General features: G+C 61.4%; 12 protein-coding genes and 1 pseudogene. 11 read left to right on the top strand and 2 right to left on the bottom strand.

Annotated elements, in window-relative coordinates; all coding sequences use genetic code 11:
• The first annotated feature begins 17 nt into the window (after positions 1–17).
• Positions 18–2,297 carry a phosphoenolpyruvate--protein phosphotransferase gene (gene ptsP / locus IEQ42_RS19580; RefSeq protein ID WP_042561615.1) on the top strand — a complete coding sequence of 760 codons (2,280 nt, stop codon included), beginning with the start codon at positions 18–20 and terminating at the stop codon, positions 2,295–2,297.
• A 126-nt stretch (positions 2,298–2,423) separates the two neighbouring features.
• Here ptsP and IEQ42_RS19585 read toward each other — a convergent pair whose 3' ends face one another.
• Positions 2,424–3,170, bottom strand: a complete 747-nt coding sequence (locus IEQ42_RS19585) for an NRDE family protein (protein WP_210704757.1) — start codon at positions 3,168–3,170, stop codon at positions 2,424–2,426.
• Between the two features lie 130 nt (positions 3,171–3,300).
• Between IEQ42_RS19585 and IEQ42_RS19590 the strand changes: the two genes are divergently transcribed.
• The 3 genes from IEQ42_RS19590 (at position 3,301) to IEQ42_RS19600 (ending at position 6,000) form a co-directional block, all read left to right on the top strand.
• Positions 3,301–4,083 (top strand): sulfite exporter TauE/SafE family protein, encoded by a 783-nt coding sequence (locus tag IEQ42_RS19590; protein ID WP_042561613.1) that lies wholly within the window; start codon positions 3,301–3,303, stop codon positions 4,081–4,083.
• A 79-nt stretch (positions 4,084–4,162) separates the two neighbouring features.
• A complete protein-coding gene (lgt, locus tag IEQ42_RS19595; protein ID WP_042561612.1) occupies positions 4,163–4,978 on the top strand; it encodes a prolipoprotein diacylglyceryl transferase in 816 nt (271 codons plus the stop codon).
• A gap of 50 nt (positions 4,979–5,028) precedes the next feature.
• Entirely contained in the window at positions 5,029–6,000 is a 972-nt protein-coding gene (locus IEQ42_RS19600) for a thymidylate synthase (RefSeq protein ID WP_034153704.1), read from the top strand.
• Positions 6,001–6,122: 122 nt separating this feature from the next.
• Here IEQ42_RS19600 and cadR read toward each other — a convergent pair whose 3' ends face one another.
• A complete protein-coding gene (gene cadR, locus IEQ42_RS19605; RefSeq protein ID WP_105704602.1) occupies positions 6,123–6,572 on the bottom strand; it encodes a Cd(II)/Pb(II)-responsive transcriptional regulator in 450 nt (149 codons plus the stop codon).
• An 85-nt stretch (positions 6,573–6,657) separates the two neighbouring features.
• On the opposite strand from cadR, the gene IEQ42_RS19610 reads away from it, so the two are divergent.
• From IEQ42_RS19610 to IEQ42_RS19640, 7 genes and pseudogenes are all read left to right on the top strand, one after another.
• A complete protein-coding gene (locus IEQ42_RS19610) occupies positions 6,658–8,913 on the top strand; it encodes a heavy metal translocating P-type ATPase (RefSeq protein WP_210704758.1) in 2,256 nt (751 codons plus the stop codon).
• A gap of 16 nt (positions 8,914–8,929) precedes the next feature.
• Positions 8,930–9,793 carry a LysR family transcriptional regulator gene (locus IEQ42_RS19615; protein ID WP_042562237.1) on the top strand — a complete coding sequence of 288 codons (864 nt, stop codon included), beginning with the start codon at positions 8,930–8,932 and terminating at the stop codon, positions 9,791–9,793.
• A 185-nt stretch (positions 9,794–9,978) separates the two neighbouring features.
• Positions 9,979–10,769: pseudogene (locus tag IEQ42_RS19620) on the top strand (ATP-binding cassette domain-containing protein).
• Positions 10,769–12,493 carry a putative 2-aminoethylphosphonate ABC transporter permease subunit gene (locus IEQ42_RS19625; RefSeq protein WP_210704759.1) on the top strand — a complete coding sequence of 575 codons (1,725 nt, stop codon included), beginning with the start codon at positions 10,769–10,771 and terminating at the stop codon, positions 12,491–12,493. Before IEQ42_RS19620 ends, IEQ42_RS19625 begins: the two are co-directional and overlap by 1 nt.
• Positions 12,494–12,527: 34 nt before the next feature.
• Complete coding sequence (locus IEQ42_RS19630; RefSeq protein WP_210704760.1) at positions 12,528–13,553, top strand: putative 2-aminoethylphosphonate ABC transporter substrate-binding protein; 1,026 nt, start codon at positions 12,528–12,530, stop codon at positions 13,551–13,553.
• Between the two features lie 200 nt (positions 13,554–13,753).
• A complete protein-coding gene (locus IEQ42_RS19635; RefSeq protein ID WP_210704761.1) occupies positions 13,754–14,887 on the top strand; it encodes a TIGR03364 family FAD-dependent oxidoreductase in 1,134 nt (377 codons plus the stop codon).
• Positions 14,887–15,447: a phosphonate degradation HD-domain oxygenase gene (locus IEQ42_RS19640; RefSeq protein WP_210704762.1), complete on the top strand. Its 561-nt coding sequence runs from the start codon at positions 14,887–14,889 to the stop codon at positions 15,445–15,447. Before IEQ42_RS19635 ends, IEQ42_RS19640 begins: the two co-directional genes overlap by 1 nt.
• Positions 15,448–15,699: the final 252 nt, after the last annotated feature.

The raw sequence follows: 15,699 nt of genomic DNA on the forward strand, positions 1-15,699 counted from the left end.
GAGTTCGACCCCGAGCCATGCTCAATACGCTGCGCAAGATCGTCCAGGAAGTTAACTCCGCCAAGGATCTCAAGGCGGCGTTGGGGATTATTGTGTTGCGCGTCAAAGAGGCCATGGGCAGCCAGGTCTGCTCGGTCTACCTGCTTGATCCCGAGACCAACCGCTTCGTCCTGATGGCCACCGAGGGCTTGAACAAGCGCTCGATCGGCAAGGTCAGCATGGCACCCAACGAAGGTCTGGTCGGTCTGGTCGGCACGCGTGAAGAACCCCTGAACCTCGAAAACGCCGCGGATCACCCGCGCTATCGCTACTTCGCCGAAACCGGCGAGGAGCGCTATGCCTCGTTCCTCGGTGCACCGATCATTCACCACCGCCGCGTCGTCGGCGTGTTGGTTATCCAGCAGAAAGAGCGTCGCCAGTTCGACGAAGGTGAAGAAGCCTTCCTCGTAACCATGAGCGCGCAGCTCGCAGGCGTTATCGCCCACGCCGAGGCTACGGGGTCGATTCGTGGTCTGGGCCGTCAGGGCAAGGGTATTCAGGAAGCCAAATTCGTCGGCGTGCCGGGCTCGCCGGGTGCGGCGGTCGGTACCGCGGTGGTCATGCTGCCGCCTGCCGACCTGGACGTGGTGCCGGACAAGACCATCACCGACATCAATGCCGAACTTGGCTTGTTCAAGACCGCCATCGAAGGCGTGCGCGCCGACATGCGCGCACTGTCCGCCAAACTGGCGACCCAATTGCGCCCGGAAGAGCGCGCGCTGTTCGACGTCTACCTGATGATGCTCGACGATGCTTCGCTGGGCAGCGAAATCACCACGGTGATCAAGACCGGCCAGTGGGCCCAGGGCGCACTGCGCCAAGTGGTCACCGAACACGTCAACCGTTTTGAACTGATGGACGACGCCTACCTGCGCGAGCGGGCATCGGACGTCAAAGACCTCGGTCGCCGTCTGCTTGCCTACTTGCAGGAAGAGCGTCAGCAGAATCTGGTCTACCCGGAAAAAACCATTCTGGTCAGCGAAGAGCTGACCCCGGCGATGCTCGGCGAAGTGCCGGAAGGCACGCTGGTCGGTCTGGTTTCGGTACTCGGTTCGGGTAACTCCCACGTCGCGATCCTGGCCCGGGCCATGGGCATTCCGACGGTAATGGGTCTGGTCGACCTGCCGTACGCCAAGGTCGACGGTATCGAATTGATCGTCGACGGCACACGCGGCGAGGTCTACACCAACCCCAGCGAAGTACTGCGCAAGCAGTTCGCCGAGGTGGTGGAAGAAGAGAAACAACTGGCGCTGGGTCTCGACACCTTGCGCGACCTGCCCTGCGTGACCCTCGATGGCCACCGCATGCCGCTGTGGGTCAACACCGGCCTGCTGGCGGACGTGGCGCGGGCGCAGAAGCGCGGCGCCGAAGGTGTCGGTCTGTACCGCACCGAAGTGCCGTTCATGATTAACCAGCGCTTCCCGAGCGAAAAAGAACAACTGGCGATCTACCGTGAGCAGCTCGCCGCGTTCCACCCGCAACCGGTGACCATGCGCAGCCTCGACATCGGCGGTGACAAGTCGCTGTCGTACTTCCCGATCAAGGAAGACAATCCGTTCCTCGGCTGGCGCGGGATCCGCGTGACCCTCGATCACCCGGAAATCTTCCTGGTGCAGACCCGCGCGATGCTCAAGGCCAGCGAGGGCTTGAACAACCTGCGCATTCTGCTGCCGATGATCTCCGGCACCCACGAACTCGAAGAAGCCCTGCACCTGATCCACCGGGCCTGGGGCGAAGTGCGCGACGAGGGCACCGACGTGCCGATGCCGCCGATTGGCGTGATGATCGAGATTCCGGCAGCGGTGTATCAGACCAAGGAACTGGCGCGGCAAGTGGACTTCCTGTCGGTCGGCTCCAACGACCTGACCCAGTACCTGCTGGCAGTCGATCGCAACAACCCGCGCGTCGCCGACCTCTACGACTACCTGCACCCGGCTGTGCTGCAAGCCTTGCAAAACGTGGTGCGCGACGCCCATGCCGAAGGCAAGCCGGTCAGTATCTGCGGCGAGATGGCCGGTGATCCGGCAGCGGCGGTGCTGTTGATGGCGATGGGTTTCGACAGCCTGTCGATGAACGCCACCAACTTGCCGAAGGTGAAGTGGATGCTGCGTCAGGTGAACCTGAGCAAGGCCAAGGAGTTGCTGGCCGAGCTGATGACCATCGACAATCCGCAAGTTATCCACAGCTCACTGCAATTGGCGCTGAAGAATCTCGGTTTGTCGAAGATGAATCCGCCGGCGGTCAACAAGGCCCTCTAAAAGGCCAATGGCCTCATCGCTGGCAAGCCAGCTCCCACAGGGGTCTTCAGTGAACACGACATCTGTGAGCACCCAAGAAACCTGTGGGAGCTGGCTTTCCAGCGATAGCGTCAGTCCAGACGCCGCCTAAATCAAAATCTCCACCTCGCCCAGATGCCCGCCATAGGGCCCAAAACTGCGCTCCACCATCCGCCGCGTCCCATCCGCCTGCACAATCAGCGCTGTACTCGCCCGCGTCCCGTAACTCTGGCTGGCAATAAACACACTCGACAGCAGTGATTCAGTCGCAAGCCCCACGCCGGTATCCGGCAACTCGGCAAACGGCGCCGTCTGTGCATCGCCAAGCAACTCCAGCAACCGCGCAGGCGTCGGATCCTCCAGCACCGCGCTCAACGCTGCCTTGGCCTTGAGCAACTTCGGCCACGGTGTATCCAGCCCGGCATTGGATAACCCGTAGACCCCGGACTCCAGCATCACCGGCTCGGACATCCGCGCATTGAAGTGCCACAGTTCATGGTGGTTGCCGAGCAGCAGGTTGAAACCCGCGTAGTCCGGCGAGCGGTCGACCACGTCAGCCAGATAATCCTCCAGCGACTGATCCCCCGTGAGAAACCCGGCCACCAGCTCGCCCCGCGATTTACGCGCCGGTGGCTGATGCGGGTCACGGATATTGGTCAATGCGGCGAAGCGCCCATTGGCACCGATCCCCAGCCAGGTACCCCCGGCCTCGAGATCGCGCCCGGCATGCACCTGCGGCGTCTCCGGCCATTGCGCCAGCGGCAGGCTTGGGCGGGCGTAGAACTCGTCACGGTTGGCTGCGACGATCAGCGGTTGAGCATGGTCCGGGCGCCAGGCGAAAACGATCAGGCACATAAGGTGGTCCTTGTGTGTTTTTTGCTCACTCTACGCATCCGGCGTCCGCGCATCCATCGCAAGTGGAGCGGAAGGGTGTGCATCCGTTACCATGCCGCTCCGGTTTTGCGGATGCGTCAGGGAGACGGTCATGGAATTTCTGCTTTATCTGGCGCTGGGCGCCTGTGCGGGCGTGTTGGCCGGGCTGTTCGGGGTTGGCGGCGGGATCATCATTGTTCCGGTGCTGGTGTTCAGTTTCACCTTGCAGGGCTTTGATCCGTCGATCCTCACGCATCTGGCGGTCGGTACTTCGCTGGCGACGATCATCTTCACCTCGGTCAATGCCGTGCGTGAGCATCATCGACGAGGCGCGGTGCAGTGGCCGATTTTTGTCTGGATGGCGGTCGGGATCCTGATCGGTGCCGGTTTGGGCGCCCTGACTGCCGAAGCCATTTCCGGTCCGAACCTGCAGAAAATCATTGGCGTGTTTGCCTTGGCGATTGCGGTGCAACTCGCGCTGGACGTCAAACCCAAGGCCAGCCGCACGGTGCCTGGCAAGGCTGCGCTGGCGGCCGCCGGCAGCGTAATAGGTTGGGCCTCGGCGATTTTCGGCGTCGGTGGTGGCTCGCTTACCGTGCCGTTTTTGACCTGGCGCAGCGTACCGATGCAGCAAGCGGTCGCCACGTCGTCGGCCTGCGGGCTGCCGATTGCGCTGGTCAGTGCTTTAAGTTTCATGATTTTGGGGTGGCACGATGCGCGGTTGCCGGCCCATAGTCTCGGTTTTATCTATTTGCCGGCGCTGCTGGGCATTGCCCTGACCAGCATGGTCTTCGCGCGTTTTGGCGCGCGGCTGGCCCATCGGTTGTCGGCGAAGTTGCTGAAAAGACTGTTCGCCGCTTTGCTGTTCTGCGTGGGATTAAGCTTTCTGCTTTGACCACGTGGCAATCCTGGCTTAATCCTGAGGTGGCAGCGTCGCCCGGGAATTCTGCTTTCAACTCTAACGAGGAGTCGCAATGCTGCCTTACCCGCAGATCGACCCGGTGGCCCTGGCCATCGGTCCGCTGAAAATCCACTGGTACGGTCTGATGTACCTGATCGGCATCGGCGGTGCGTGGCTGCTGGCGTCGCGCCGGCTCAACCGCTTTGACCCGACCTGGTCCAAGGAGAAGCTCTCCGATCTGATCTTCTGGCTGTCGATGGGCGTCATTGTTGGCGGACGTCTGGGCTATGTGCTGTTCTACGACCTGAGCGCGTACCTCGCCAACCCGATGCTGATTTTCGAAGTGTGGAAGGGTGGCATGTCGTTCCACGGCGGTTTCATCGGCGTAATGCTTGCGGCCTTGTGGTTCGGCAAGCGCAATGGCAAGTCGTTCTTCCAGCTGATGGACTTCGTCGCGCCGATGGTGCCGATCGGTCTTGGCGCCGGGCGTATCGGCAACTTCATCAACGCCGAACTGTGGGGCAAGGCGACCGACGTGCCGTGGGCCATGGTCTTCCCGCCGTTCAGCGACCCGGCACAACTGCCGCGTCACCCGTCGCAGCTGTATCAGTTCGCGCTCGAAGGCGTGGCGCTGTTCCTGATCCTGTGGCTGTTCTCGCGCAAACCGCGTCCGACCATGGCCGTATCGGGTATGTTCGCGCTGTTCTACGGGATCTTCCGGTTCATCGTCGAGTTCGTCCGCGTACCGGACGCCCAGTTGGGCTATCTGGCCTGGAACTGGCTGACCATGGGCCAGGTGCTGTGCGTACCGATGATCGTCGGCGGGTTGTTCCTGATCTGGCTGGCCTATCGTCGCGCGCCGGCAGCACCACTCGCTCCGACGGCTTAAACTACGAACCCCGGCGCGCGACGCCGGGGCTCAAAGGACACAGGTAATTCATGAAGCAATATCTCGAACTGGTCTCGCACGTCATTCAGAACGGCACCAAGCAGGCCAACCGTACCGGCATCAACACCATCAGTTTTCCGGGTGCGATGCTGCGTTTCGATCTGCAGGAAGGTTTTCCGGCGATCACCACGCGCAAGATGGCCTTCAAATCGGCCATCGGCGAGATGTGCGGGTTTCTGCGTGGCGTGAACAACGCGGCTGAATTCCGCGCGTTGGGCTGTAAGGTCTGGGATCAGAACGCCAACGAAAACGCGCAGTGGCTGGCCAACCCATTCCGTCAGGGCGACGACGACCTCGGCGAAATCTACGGCGTGCAATGGCGCAAATGGCCCGCGTACAAGCAGATTCCGCTGAGCAACACCGCCGCCATCGAACAAACCTTGAGCAACGGCTACAAGCAAATCGCTCAAGGCGAAGAAGACGGTCAGGCCTATGTGGTCCTGTACAAAGCCATCGATCAGGTGCGCCAGTGCGTCGACACGATCATCAACGATCCGGGCAGTCGCCGTATTCTGTTCCACGGCTGGAACGTTGCTCAGCTTGATGAAATGGCCTTGCCGCCGTGCCATCTGCTGTACCAGTTCCACCCGAATGTCGAGACCAAAGAGATTTCTCTGACCCTCTACATCCGCTCCAACGATCTGGGTCTGGGCACACCGTTCAACCTGACCGAAGGTGCCGCGCTGCTGAGCCTGATCGGACGCCTGACCGGTTACACGCCGCGCTGGTTCACCTATTTCATCGGTGATGCGCACGTCTACGAAAACCACCTGGACATGCTCAACGAACAGCTCAAGCGCGAGCCGTTCGCCATGCCGAAGCTGAAAATCTCGGATCGCGTGCCGGAGTTTGCCAAGACCGGTGTGTATCAGCCGGAATGGCTGGAATTGGTGGAGCCGAGCGACTTCTCGCTGGAAGGCTACGAGCACCACGCGCCAATGACCGCGCCGATGGCGGTCTGAAGGTCTGCCATTAAACCTGTGGGAGCTGGCTTGCCAGCGATTGCGGCGGCACATTTAACATTAATGTGGCTGACAGACCGCTATCGCTGGCAAGCCAGCTCCCACAGGGATATTCGGTGTTTTCAATGGCCGTGACTGCGGCCCACATGGGAGTGCTCAACTTCCGTTGCCACAACCCCGCCACTTACTTCCAGTCGCTGCAAAATCCCGCACTGATCCGCCATCGGCCCTTCGCCACAACGTTGGCGCAGGTCGAGCAGTTGCGTCTGTAATGCCAGCAATCCATCGATTCGCGCCTTCACGTGCTGGATGTGCTCGTCGATCAGCGCATTGACGCTTTCGCATTGATCCTGCGGGCTGTCGCGCAAGGCGAGCAGGCTGCGGATCTCTTCGAGGGTCATGTCGAGGGTGCGGCAGTTGCGGATGAAGGTCAGGCGTTCGGCGTGGGCCTGGGTGTAGACGCGGTAGTTGCCGTCGCTGCGGGCCGGCTCCGGCAGCAGGTTTTCGCGCTCGTAGTAGCGGATGGTTTCCACGGCGCAGTCGGTCAGTCTGGCCAGTTCTCCGATCTTCATGACGGCAATCTCCAAAAGGGTGCTTGACCCTATAGTGGCTACAGGGTCTTTACTTGGCAACAGGCACCTTCATGGACGCGACCCGATGAGCGATTCCCTTCACACCCACAAGCCCGGCGACGGGCACGATCACAGTCATAAACTGCAGCCTGTGCATAAACATGTCCATGGCGGCGATTCCTGCTGCGGGTCGAAAACGGCTGCGCCTGCGTTGGTGCAGCTCAGCGAAAAGACCAGTGCCGACGCCCGGCTGAGCAGTTTCCGCATCGAGGCGATGGACTGCCCGACCGAACAGACGCTGATTCAGAACAAGCTCGGCAAACTCGCTGGCGTTGAGCAACTGGAATTCAACCTGATCAACCGCGTGCTCGGCGTGACCCACAATCTGCCGGACACCGCGCCGATCATCGACGCGATCAAATCCATCGGCATGCACGCCGAGCCGTTGGAGGCGGGCGTCGAAGCGCCGGCGCCGGCTCCGGTAAAAAAACACTGGTGGCCGCTGGCTCTCTCGGGCGTTGGCGCATTGGCGGCTGAAGTTATCCACTTCACCAACGCCGCACCCAACTGGGTGGTGGCGATCATCGCCTTGATTTCGATCCTCAGCGGTGGCCTGACCACCTACAAAAAGGGCTGGATCGCCCTGAAAAACTTCAACCTCAACATCAATGCGCTGATGAGCATTGCTGTCACCGGTGCGATCCTTATCGGTCAGTGGCCGGAAGCGGCGATGGTGATGTTCCTGTTCACCGTGGCCGAGTTGATTGAGGCCCGCTCGCTGGATCGCGCGCGTAACGCGATCAGCGGCCTGATGCAGATGACCCCGGAACAGGCGACCGTTCAGCAGGCTGACGGCACTTGGTTCGAACAGGAAGTGAAGAGCGTCGAACTCGGCGCCCGCGTGCGGGTTAAACCCGGTGAGCGAATTGCGCTGGACGGTGAAGTCGTCAGCGGCAATTCGACCATCGATCAGGCGCCGATCACTGGCGAAAGTCTGCCGGTAGAAAAAACCGTCGGCGACAAAGTCTTCGCCGGCACCATCAATCAGGCAGGTTCGCTGGAATACGCAGTGATCGCTGCGGCAAACAACTCGACCCTGGCGCGGATCATTCACGCCGTCGAGCAAGCCCAAGGCGCACGCGCACCGACTCAGCGCTTTGTCGATCAATTCTCGAAAATCTACACGCCAGTGGTGTTCGTATTTGCCTTGGCGGTAGCGATCATTCCGCCATTGTTCATGGGTGCGGTGTGGTTCGACTGGATCTATCGCGCACTGGTGTTGCTGGTAGTTGCGTGCCCTTGTGCACTGGTGATTTCAACCCCTGTGACCATCGTCAGCGGACTCGCGGCAGCGGCGCGTAAAGGCATTCTGGTCAAGGGTGGCGTGTACCTGGAGGGCGGTTTCAAGCTCGACTATCTGGCGCTGGATAAAACCGGGACGATCACCCACGGCAAACCGGTGCAGACCGATTACCTGTCCCTTGAGCCGACGGCCGATGCCACGGCACCGGCAATTGCCGCCGCATTGGCCGGGCGTTCCGACCACCCGGTGTCGCTGGCCATCGCCAAAGCCGCTGTGGATAAAAACTTCGCCCCGTTGAATGTGGATAACTTCGAAGCGCTCGGCGGGCGGGGCGTGAAGGGCGATATCAACGGCCAGTCCTATCACTTGGGCAACCATCGTCTGGTTGAAGAGCTGGGTCTGTGCTCGCCGCAATTGGAAGAAAAGCTGTTCGCGCTGGAGAAACAGGGCAAGTCCGTGGTGCTGCTGCTCGACTCGTCTGGCCCGCTGGCGCTGTTTGCCGTGGCCGATACCGTTAAAGAGACCAGCCGCGAGGCGATCCGTCAGTTGCATGCGCTGGGCGTGAAAACCCTGATGCTGACTGGCGACAACGTCCACACCGCGCAGGCGATTGCGGCGCAGGTTGGCATCGATGAAGCGCGCGGTGATTTGCTGCCGACCGACAAACTGCAAGCCATCGAAGACCTGTACAAGCAGGGTCATCGCGTCGGCATGGTTGGCGACGGCATTAACGACGCCCCGGCGCTGGCTCGCGCCGAGATCGGTTTTGCCATGGCCGCTGCGGGCACCGACACGGCGATCGAGACGGCCGATGTCGCCCTGATGGACGATGATCTGCGCAAGATTCCGGCCTTCATCAGCCTGTCGCGCGATACCGCCAGCATCCTGAAACAGAACATTGCGTTGGCCCTGGTGATCAAGGCTATCTTTCTTGGGGTAACCTTCGCCGGGCTCGCCACCATGTGGATGGCAGTGTTTGCCGACATGGGCGTGAGTCTGTTGGTGGTGTTCAATGGTTTGCGCCTGCTGCGCAAATAAACGATGAGGGATGGTTGTGCTGAGTGCCGAGCTGAAGGCGTTTTACATGGTGGCCCGCTTGGGCAGCATCACGCTGGCGGCGAAAAAGCTCGGCCTCAGCCAGCCGACCGTGACCACGCAGATCCGCAATCTGGAAAGCCAGTATTCGGTGGAGCTGTTCTACCGTGGCGGTCGGCGTTTGAGCGTCAGCGACGAAGGCGCGCGGTTGCTGCCGATGGTCAAAACGCTGTTGCAGCAAGAGGCGGACATCGAGTTCTTCCTGCGCAACAGCGGCCAGGTGCAGGGCACACTGCGCATCGCGGCGACCGCGCCGTATTACATCCTCGATCTGGTGAAGACCTTTCGTGAGCGCCTGCCGCAGGTGGAGGTGTCGGTGGAAATCGGCAACTCGCAGCAAGTGCTCGAAGCGTTGGAGGATTACCGCGTGGATATCGCGGCGTCCTCGCAGTTGCTCGATGACGCGCGGCTGATCCGCCGGGTGCTGGGCACTGATCCGCTGGTCTTGGCGGTGCATCGCAACCATCCGTTGGCGGCGCAAGAGCATGTGGCGTTGAGTGCGCTGGCCGGGCATACGCTGTTGATGCGTGAATCGGGCTCGACCACACGGCGGCTGACCGAAGAGTTGCTGGCCGGTGCCGGGGTGAGTTTCGGGCCATTGCTGGAGATAGGCAGCCGTGAGTCGATTCGCGAGGCGGTGCTGCGCAATATCGGCATCAGCATCATTGCCCGGCAGGAAGTACCGCACGATCCGCAGTTGCGCGTGCTGACCATCGAGAACGCGCCGCAGATTCCTGAGTACCTGTATTGCCTGAAGGAGAGGAAGGGCGCGCGGTTGCCGGCGGCGTTTCTCGGGTTGGCGCAAGAGATGTCCCCGGCCTGAACCCTTGCGTGGGCAGCACCGGCCTCATCGCTGGCTTGCCAGCGATGGCGCCAGGTCAGACAACACAGATCCAGACTCTGAACCAAAATCCCCGAATACCACTATCGGCCGTTTTTGCCTCACTGCCACATGACGGACGCATTACAACCCTAGGATTGGCCTCATCTGCTTGATGAGGTCTGTCCATGAATCCTGCCATTGCAACTGCCCTGACCAACCCCGGTGCGCCGATGAAAGTGCGCAGCGTGCAGAAGCGCTTCGGCGCTTTCACCGCGCTGGATAACGTCTCCCTCGACGTCGCCGCCGGTGAACTGGTTTGCCTGCTCGGCCCCTCGGGCTGCGGCAAGACCACGTTGCGCTCGCTCGCGCCTTGGCTCCGGCGCCGTCGTTGCTGCTGCTCGATGAACCGATGTCGGCCCTCGATGCCCGGGTGCGCGAGCATCTGTGCACCGAGCTGCGCCAACTGCAACGCAACCTCGGCATCACCACCCTGATGGTCACCCACAATCAGGACGAAGCCATGCTGATGGCGGATCGCATCGCGGTGATGAACAACGGCCGTGTCGAGCAATACGCCACCCCGCAGGAAATCTACAACTGCCCGGCCACGCCGTTCGTGGCCGAGTTTGTCGGTCAGGGCAACTGGCTGCCGTTCCAGCGCAGCAGCGAAAGCCACGCCCAGGTCGGCGGGATGAACCTGCGCCTGAGTGACGGCAGCGTCCAGCGGGCGTCGGGCCGTTTGTTTTGTCGTCCGGAAGCGATCAACGTCAATCCGCTGGTGCATGAGGAAAACCTCTTTCCGGCGAAAGTCCGCGAGATCACCTTCCTCGGCAACCGCTGCCGCATGAGCTTCGAACTCGATCAATTGCCGGGCCACGCACTGCTCGCCGAACTGGCGCCGGAAGCCATGCCGCGCCTCGGCGCCCAGCAAATCATGGTCGCCTTGCCGCCGCGCAGCCTGCAGGTGTTTGCCTGATGAACAGCAATCTGGCGCTGCCGCTACCGCACAAGCAGGTGCGGCAGACCTCCCGAGCCGAGATCGGCGACCGCATTTTTGTCGTCGGCGGCAAACTGCTGTTGCTGGTATTGCTCGGCGTTGCGGTGTTGCTGCCGTTGCTGGCGATCTTCTGGCGTGGTTTCAGCAGCGAGGCCGGGCAGGGCGGTGGCTGGGTCGCGGCGAAGGAACTGGTGACCAGCGAGAATTTCCACTGGCTGCTCGGCAACAGCCTGAAAGTTTCCATCAGTGTTGCGGCCATCGTCGTACCGCTGGCTTACCTGTTTGCCTACGCACTGCAACGCACATTGATACCGGCGAAGGGCATCTGGCGCGGGATTTCCCTGCTGCCGCTGATGGCGCCGTCGATGCTGCCGGGCATTGCGCTGGTCTATCTGTTCGGCAACCAGGGCATGTTGCGCGGGCTGCTCTCGGACAACATTTACGGGTTCTGGGGGATTGTGCTGGGTGAGGTGATCTACACCTTTCCCCATGCGCTGATGATTTTGCTCTCGGCTTTGTCGCTGGCCGATGCGCGTTTGTTCGATGCCGCGTCGAGCATGGGCGCCAGTCCCGCCAAGGCCTTTCGCAGCATCACCTGGCCGGCGACGCGTCAGGCTGTGTTCGCCGCGTTCTGTCTGGTGTTCACCCTGACCATCACCGACTTCGGTGTGCCGGTGGTGGTCGGTGGCGACTACCAGGTGCTGGCGCTGGAAGCTTACAAAGCGGTGGTCGGCCAGCAACAATTCGGTCGCGGCGCGTTGATCGGCATGGTGCTGTTGGTGCCGGCGCTGTTCAGCTTCGGAGTTGATGCCTGGCTGCGCCGCCGTCACGGCGACTCCATGAGCGGTCGCGCTCAGGTGTTCAAACCGGCACCGTCGAAACTGCGCGACAGCTGCTATCTGGCGATTGTCCTGTTGATCAGCGCGGCGTTGCTGCTGGTGTTCGGCATGGCGGTGTTCTCCTCCTTGGTGAAGTTCTGGCCGTACAACCTGTCGCTGTCGCTCAATCACTACCAGTTCAACGAGACGGCCGGCGGTGGCTGGCTGGCCTACAGCAACAGCTTGAAGATGGCGTTGGGCACGGCGCTGATCGGCAGCGTGCTGATCTTCACCGGCGCTTATCTGATGGAGAAGACCCGCACTCAGCGCGGCCTCAACCTGGCGTTGCGCATGCTGAGTTTCATCCCGATGGCGGTGCCGGGGCTGGTGCTGGGTCTGGGTTACGTCTTTTTCTTCAACCTCACCGGCAATCCGCTGCACGTATTGTACGGGACGATGACGCTGCTGATCGTCTGCACCATTGCGCACTATCTGACCACCGCACAAATGACCGCGACCACCGCGCTGCGCCAACTCGACGCCGAGTTCGAAGCCGCCGCGCTGTCGCTCAAGGCGCCGCTGTACCGGCACTACCTGCGCGTGACCGTGCCGATCAGCCTGCCGGCGCTGCTGGACATCGTGCGCTACCTGTTCGTCTCGGCGATGACCACGGTTTCCGCAGCGATCTTCCTCTACAGCCCCGACACCATCCTCGCGGCGGTGGCAGTGCTGAACATGGATGACGCCGGCAACGTGGGCGGCGCGGCGGCGATGTCGACCCTGATTCTGTTCACCTCGGCGGGCGTGTCCTTGCTGCTGGCGTGGGCTTCGCGCGGCTTGTTGCGCCGCTCCCAGGCCTGGCGGCAAACCGCGCCCGGTCACTGATTCACACGTTCAACTCACCTACAGGAAATCGATCATGTTCAAGCCTATGGCCCTGGCCGCTGCTGTGCTCGCTACTTTCAGCCTGAATGCCTTCGCGGCAAAAACCGAGTTGACGGTGTACACCGCCCTCGAAGCCGAACAGTTGAAGACCTACAAAGACGCCTTCGAAAAAGCCAACCCGGACGTGGAGATCAAGTGGGTGCGCGATTCCACCGGGATCATCACCGCCAAACTGCTGGCCGAAAAGGCCCGTCCGCAGGCTGACGCCGTGTGGGGGCTGGCGGCGTCGAGCCTGGCGATCCTCGATCAGCAAGGCATGCTGCAAAGCTACGCGCCAAAGGATCTGGCCAAGATCGGCGCGAACTATCGCGATGCCGCCAACCCGCCAGCCTGGGTCGGTATGGACGTCTGGGCCGCGACCATTTGCTTCAACACGATTGAGGCCGAAAAGCAGGGGCTGACCAAGCCAGTGAGCTGGCAGGATCTGACCAGGCCTGAGTACAAAGGCAAGATCGTCATGCCTAACCCGGCCTCGTCCGGCACGGGCTTCCTCGATGTCAGCGCCTGGCTGCAAACCTTCGGCGAGAAACAGGGCTGGGCCTACATGGACGGTCTGCACCAGAACATCGGCCAGTACGTTCACTCCGGTTCCAAGCCATGCAAACTGGCGGCGGCGGGGGAGTTTCCGATCGGGATTTCCTTTGAATACCCGGCCGTACAGTTGAAGCGCCAAGGCGCGCCGCTGGACATCATCCTGCCGAAGGAAGGTCTGGGCTGGGAGATCGAAGCGACCGCCGTGATCAAAGGCACCCCGCATGAAGACGCGGCCAGGAAACTCGCCGACTTCTCCGCCAGCGCCGAAGCGATGGACTTGTACAAAGAGAACTTCGCCGTCCTCGCGCAGCCGGGCATCGCCAAGCCGCAGACCGAATTGCCGGCTGACTACGAGCAGCGTCTGATCAAGAACGACTTTGCCTGGGCCTCGAAAAATCGCGACGAAATCCTGACCGAGTGGCGCAAGCGCTACGACGGCAAGTCCGAGAAAGTCGCCGCCAAGTAAGATTTCTATCGACTGACAGGGCCCCTTCGCGAGCAGGCTCGCTCCCACATTGGATCGTGTTCACAACACAATTCCCTGTGGTGGCTGGCAGGGCCCCTCCCACATTGCATTTCAGTGAACACATTTTCTGTGGGCACCAGGAGTACCCTGTGGGAGCGAGCCTGCTCGCGAAAGCGGTCTCTCATGCAGGACATTTCCATATGACACAACACAAAGACCTGCTGGTCGTCGGCGCCGGCATCCTCGGTCTCTCACACGCTTACGCCGCCGCCAAACGCGGTCTCAAGGTCGCCGTATTCGAACGCACCGCCACGCCACTCGGCGCTTCGGTGCGTAACTTCGGCCAGGCACTGGTCACCGGCCAACCCCCCGGCCAAATGCTCGAACTGGCCAAGGCAAGCCGTGACATCTGGGGGGACTGGGCGCAACTCGCCGGGCTGCAAATCAAGCGCAACGGCTCGTACCTGTTCGCCCGCAGCGAAGCCGAAGAGCATCTGCTCGAAGCCTTCTGCGCGAGCCGCGCAGTGGAGCACGGTTACAACGTCGACTTGCTGCGCGGCGCTGCATTGCGCGATCTGTACAACGGCCAGTTCAGCCACCACCGCGCCGCGTTACACGGGATGGACGACCAACAGCTGTACTCGCGCGAAGCCATTGCGGCGCTGATCGACTATCTGCGCCGCGACCTCGGTGTTCAATTTCACTTTTCCACGCTGGTGCGCGATGTCGAGTCCGGACGCCTGCAAAGCACGGCCGGCACGTTCACTGCCAAGCAGATCATCGTCTGCTCCGGCCACGATTATCAGACGTTGCTGGCAGAGCCGATTGCCGCGCTCGACCCGCAAATCTGTCGCCTGCAAATGCTTCGCGCCCGGCCGCAGATCGATCTTGATCTGCAACACGCGTTGCTCACGGGTTTGAGTTGCGTGCACTACGGCGCCTTCGCCGATCTGCCGGAAGCGGCGGCGGTACAAGCGCAGATTCTGCGTGAGCAACCGCATCTGCACGAAAACGGCATCCACCTGCTGATCAGCCCGACGCCGTATGGCGAGTTGATCATCGGCGACTCGCACCATTACGGCAGCGATGCTTCACCGTTCAACGCCGAACAAGTCGATACCTGGATGCTAGAGCTGGCCGAACAGACCCTGGGCTGCAAGGTGCAAGTGGTTGAACGCTGGCAGGGCGTCTATGGTTCTCGGGGGCCGGGACCGTTTTCGTTCCTGCGCCCGGCACCGGGGTTGAGTGTGGCGTTGATGCACACCGGCGTCGGCATGAGCGTTGGTCCGGCGATGGCCGAGCGCAACGTGGCGCAGTTGCTGGAGGAAGTTTGATGGCAGGCCGTGAGCAAATCGTGGCGAGGGTGTTCGGGTTGTATGAGCGCTTCGGCACCCGTGATTACATCGGCGAACCGGTGTCGCAGATCGAGCACATGTCCCAGGCGGCCGAACTGGCTATCGCCGAGGGCTTCGACGACGAAGTGGTGCTGGCGGCGTTCTTTCATGACATCGGCCATTTGTGTGCCGAGGGCGCGGAGAACATGGGCGGTTATGGCGTGGTCAGCCATGAACGGCTCGGGGCGGATTATTTACGTGAGGCCGGATTCAGCGAACGCATGGCGCGGCTGGTGGAGTATCACGTGCAGGCCAAGCGTTACCTGACGTTGCGCGAGCCTGGGTATTTTGAGCGGTTGAGTGAGGCGAGTCGCAGGACGCTGGAATATCAGGGCGGAGTGATGACGGAGGTCGAAGCTGAGGTATTTGAACGGGATCCGTTGTGCGCGGTGAGTTTGCGCATGCGCCAGTGGGATGAGTTAGCGAAGGAAAGGGCGGTGCCGGTGATGGACCTTGGGGTATTGAAGCGCAAGGCAGTGACATTGTTGTCGGGCTTGTGAAAGTCACCCTCACCCCAGCCCTCTCCCAGAGGGAGAGGGGGCCGACGGAGTGATCTTCAGTTATGCGCCGACCTGAGATATCCAGCCGAACTCAGGATTTGAAAAGCATGAAGATCTGCTCCCTTTGATCTGGTCAAATGATACTGGACACGGTTATAGGGTTTAGGTCATTTCTCATGCTGCCAAGGCTTCCATTGCTACCGGAGTTCGATATCCGTTGTGGCTGTGCAGCCTGATCCGATTGTAATAATG

The organism is Pseudomonas iridis, assembly GCF_017980685.1.
In the GTDB taxonomy this organism is placed as follows: Bacteria; Pseudomonadota; Gammaproteobacteria; order Pseudomonadales; family Pseudomonadaceae; genus Aquipseudomonas; species Aquipseudomonas iridis.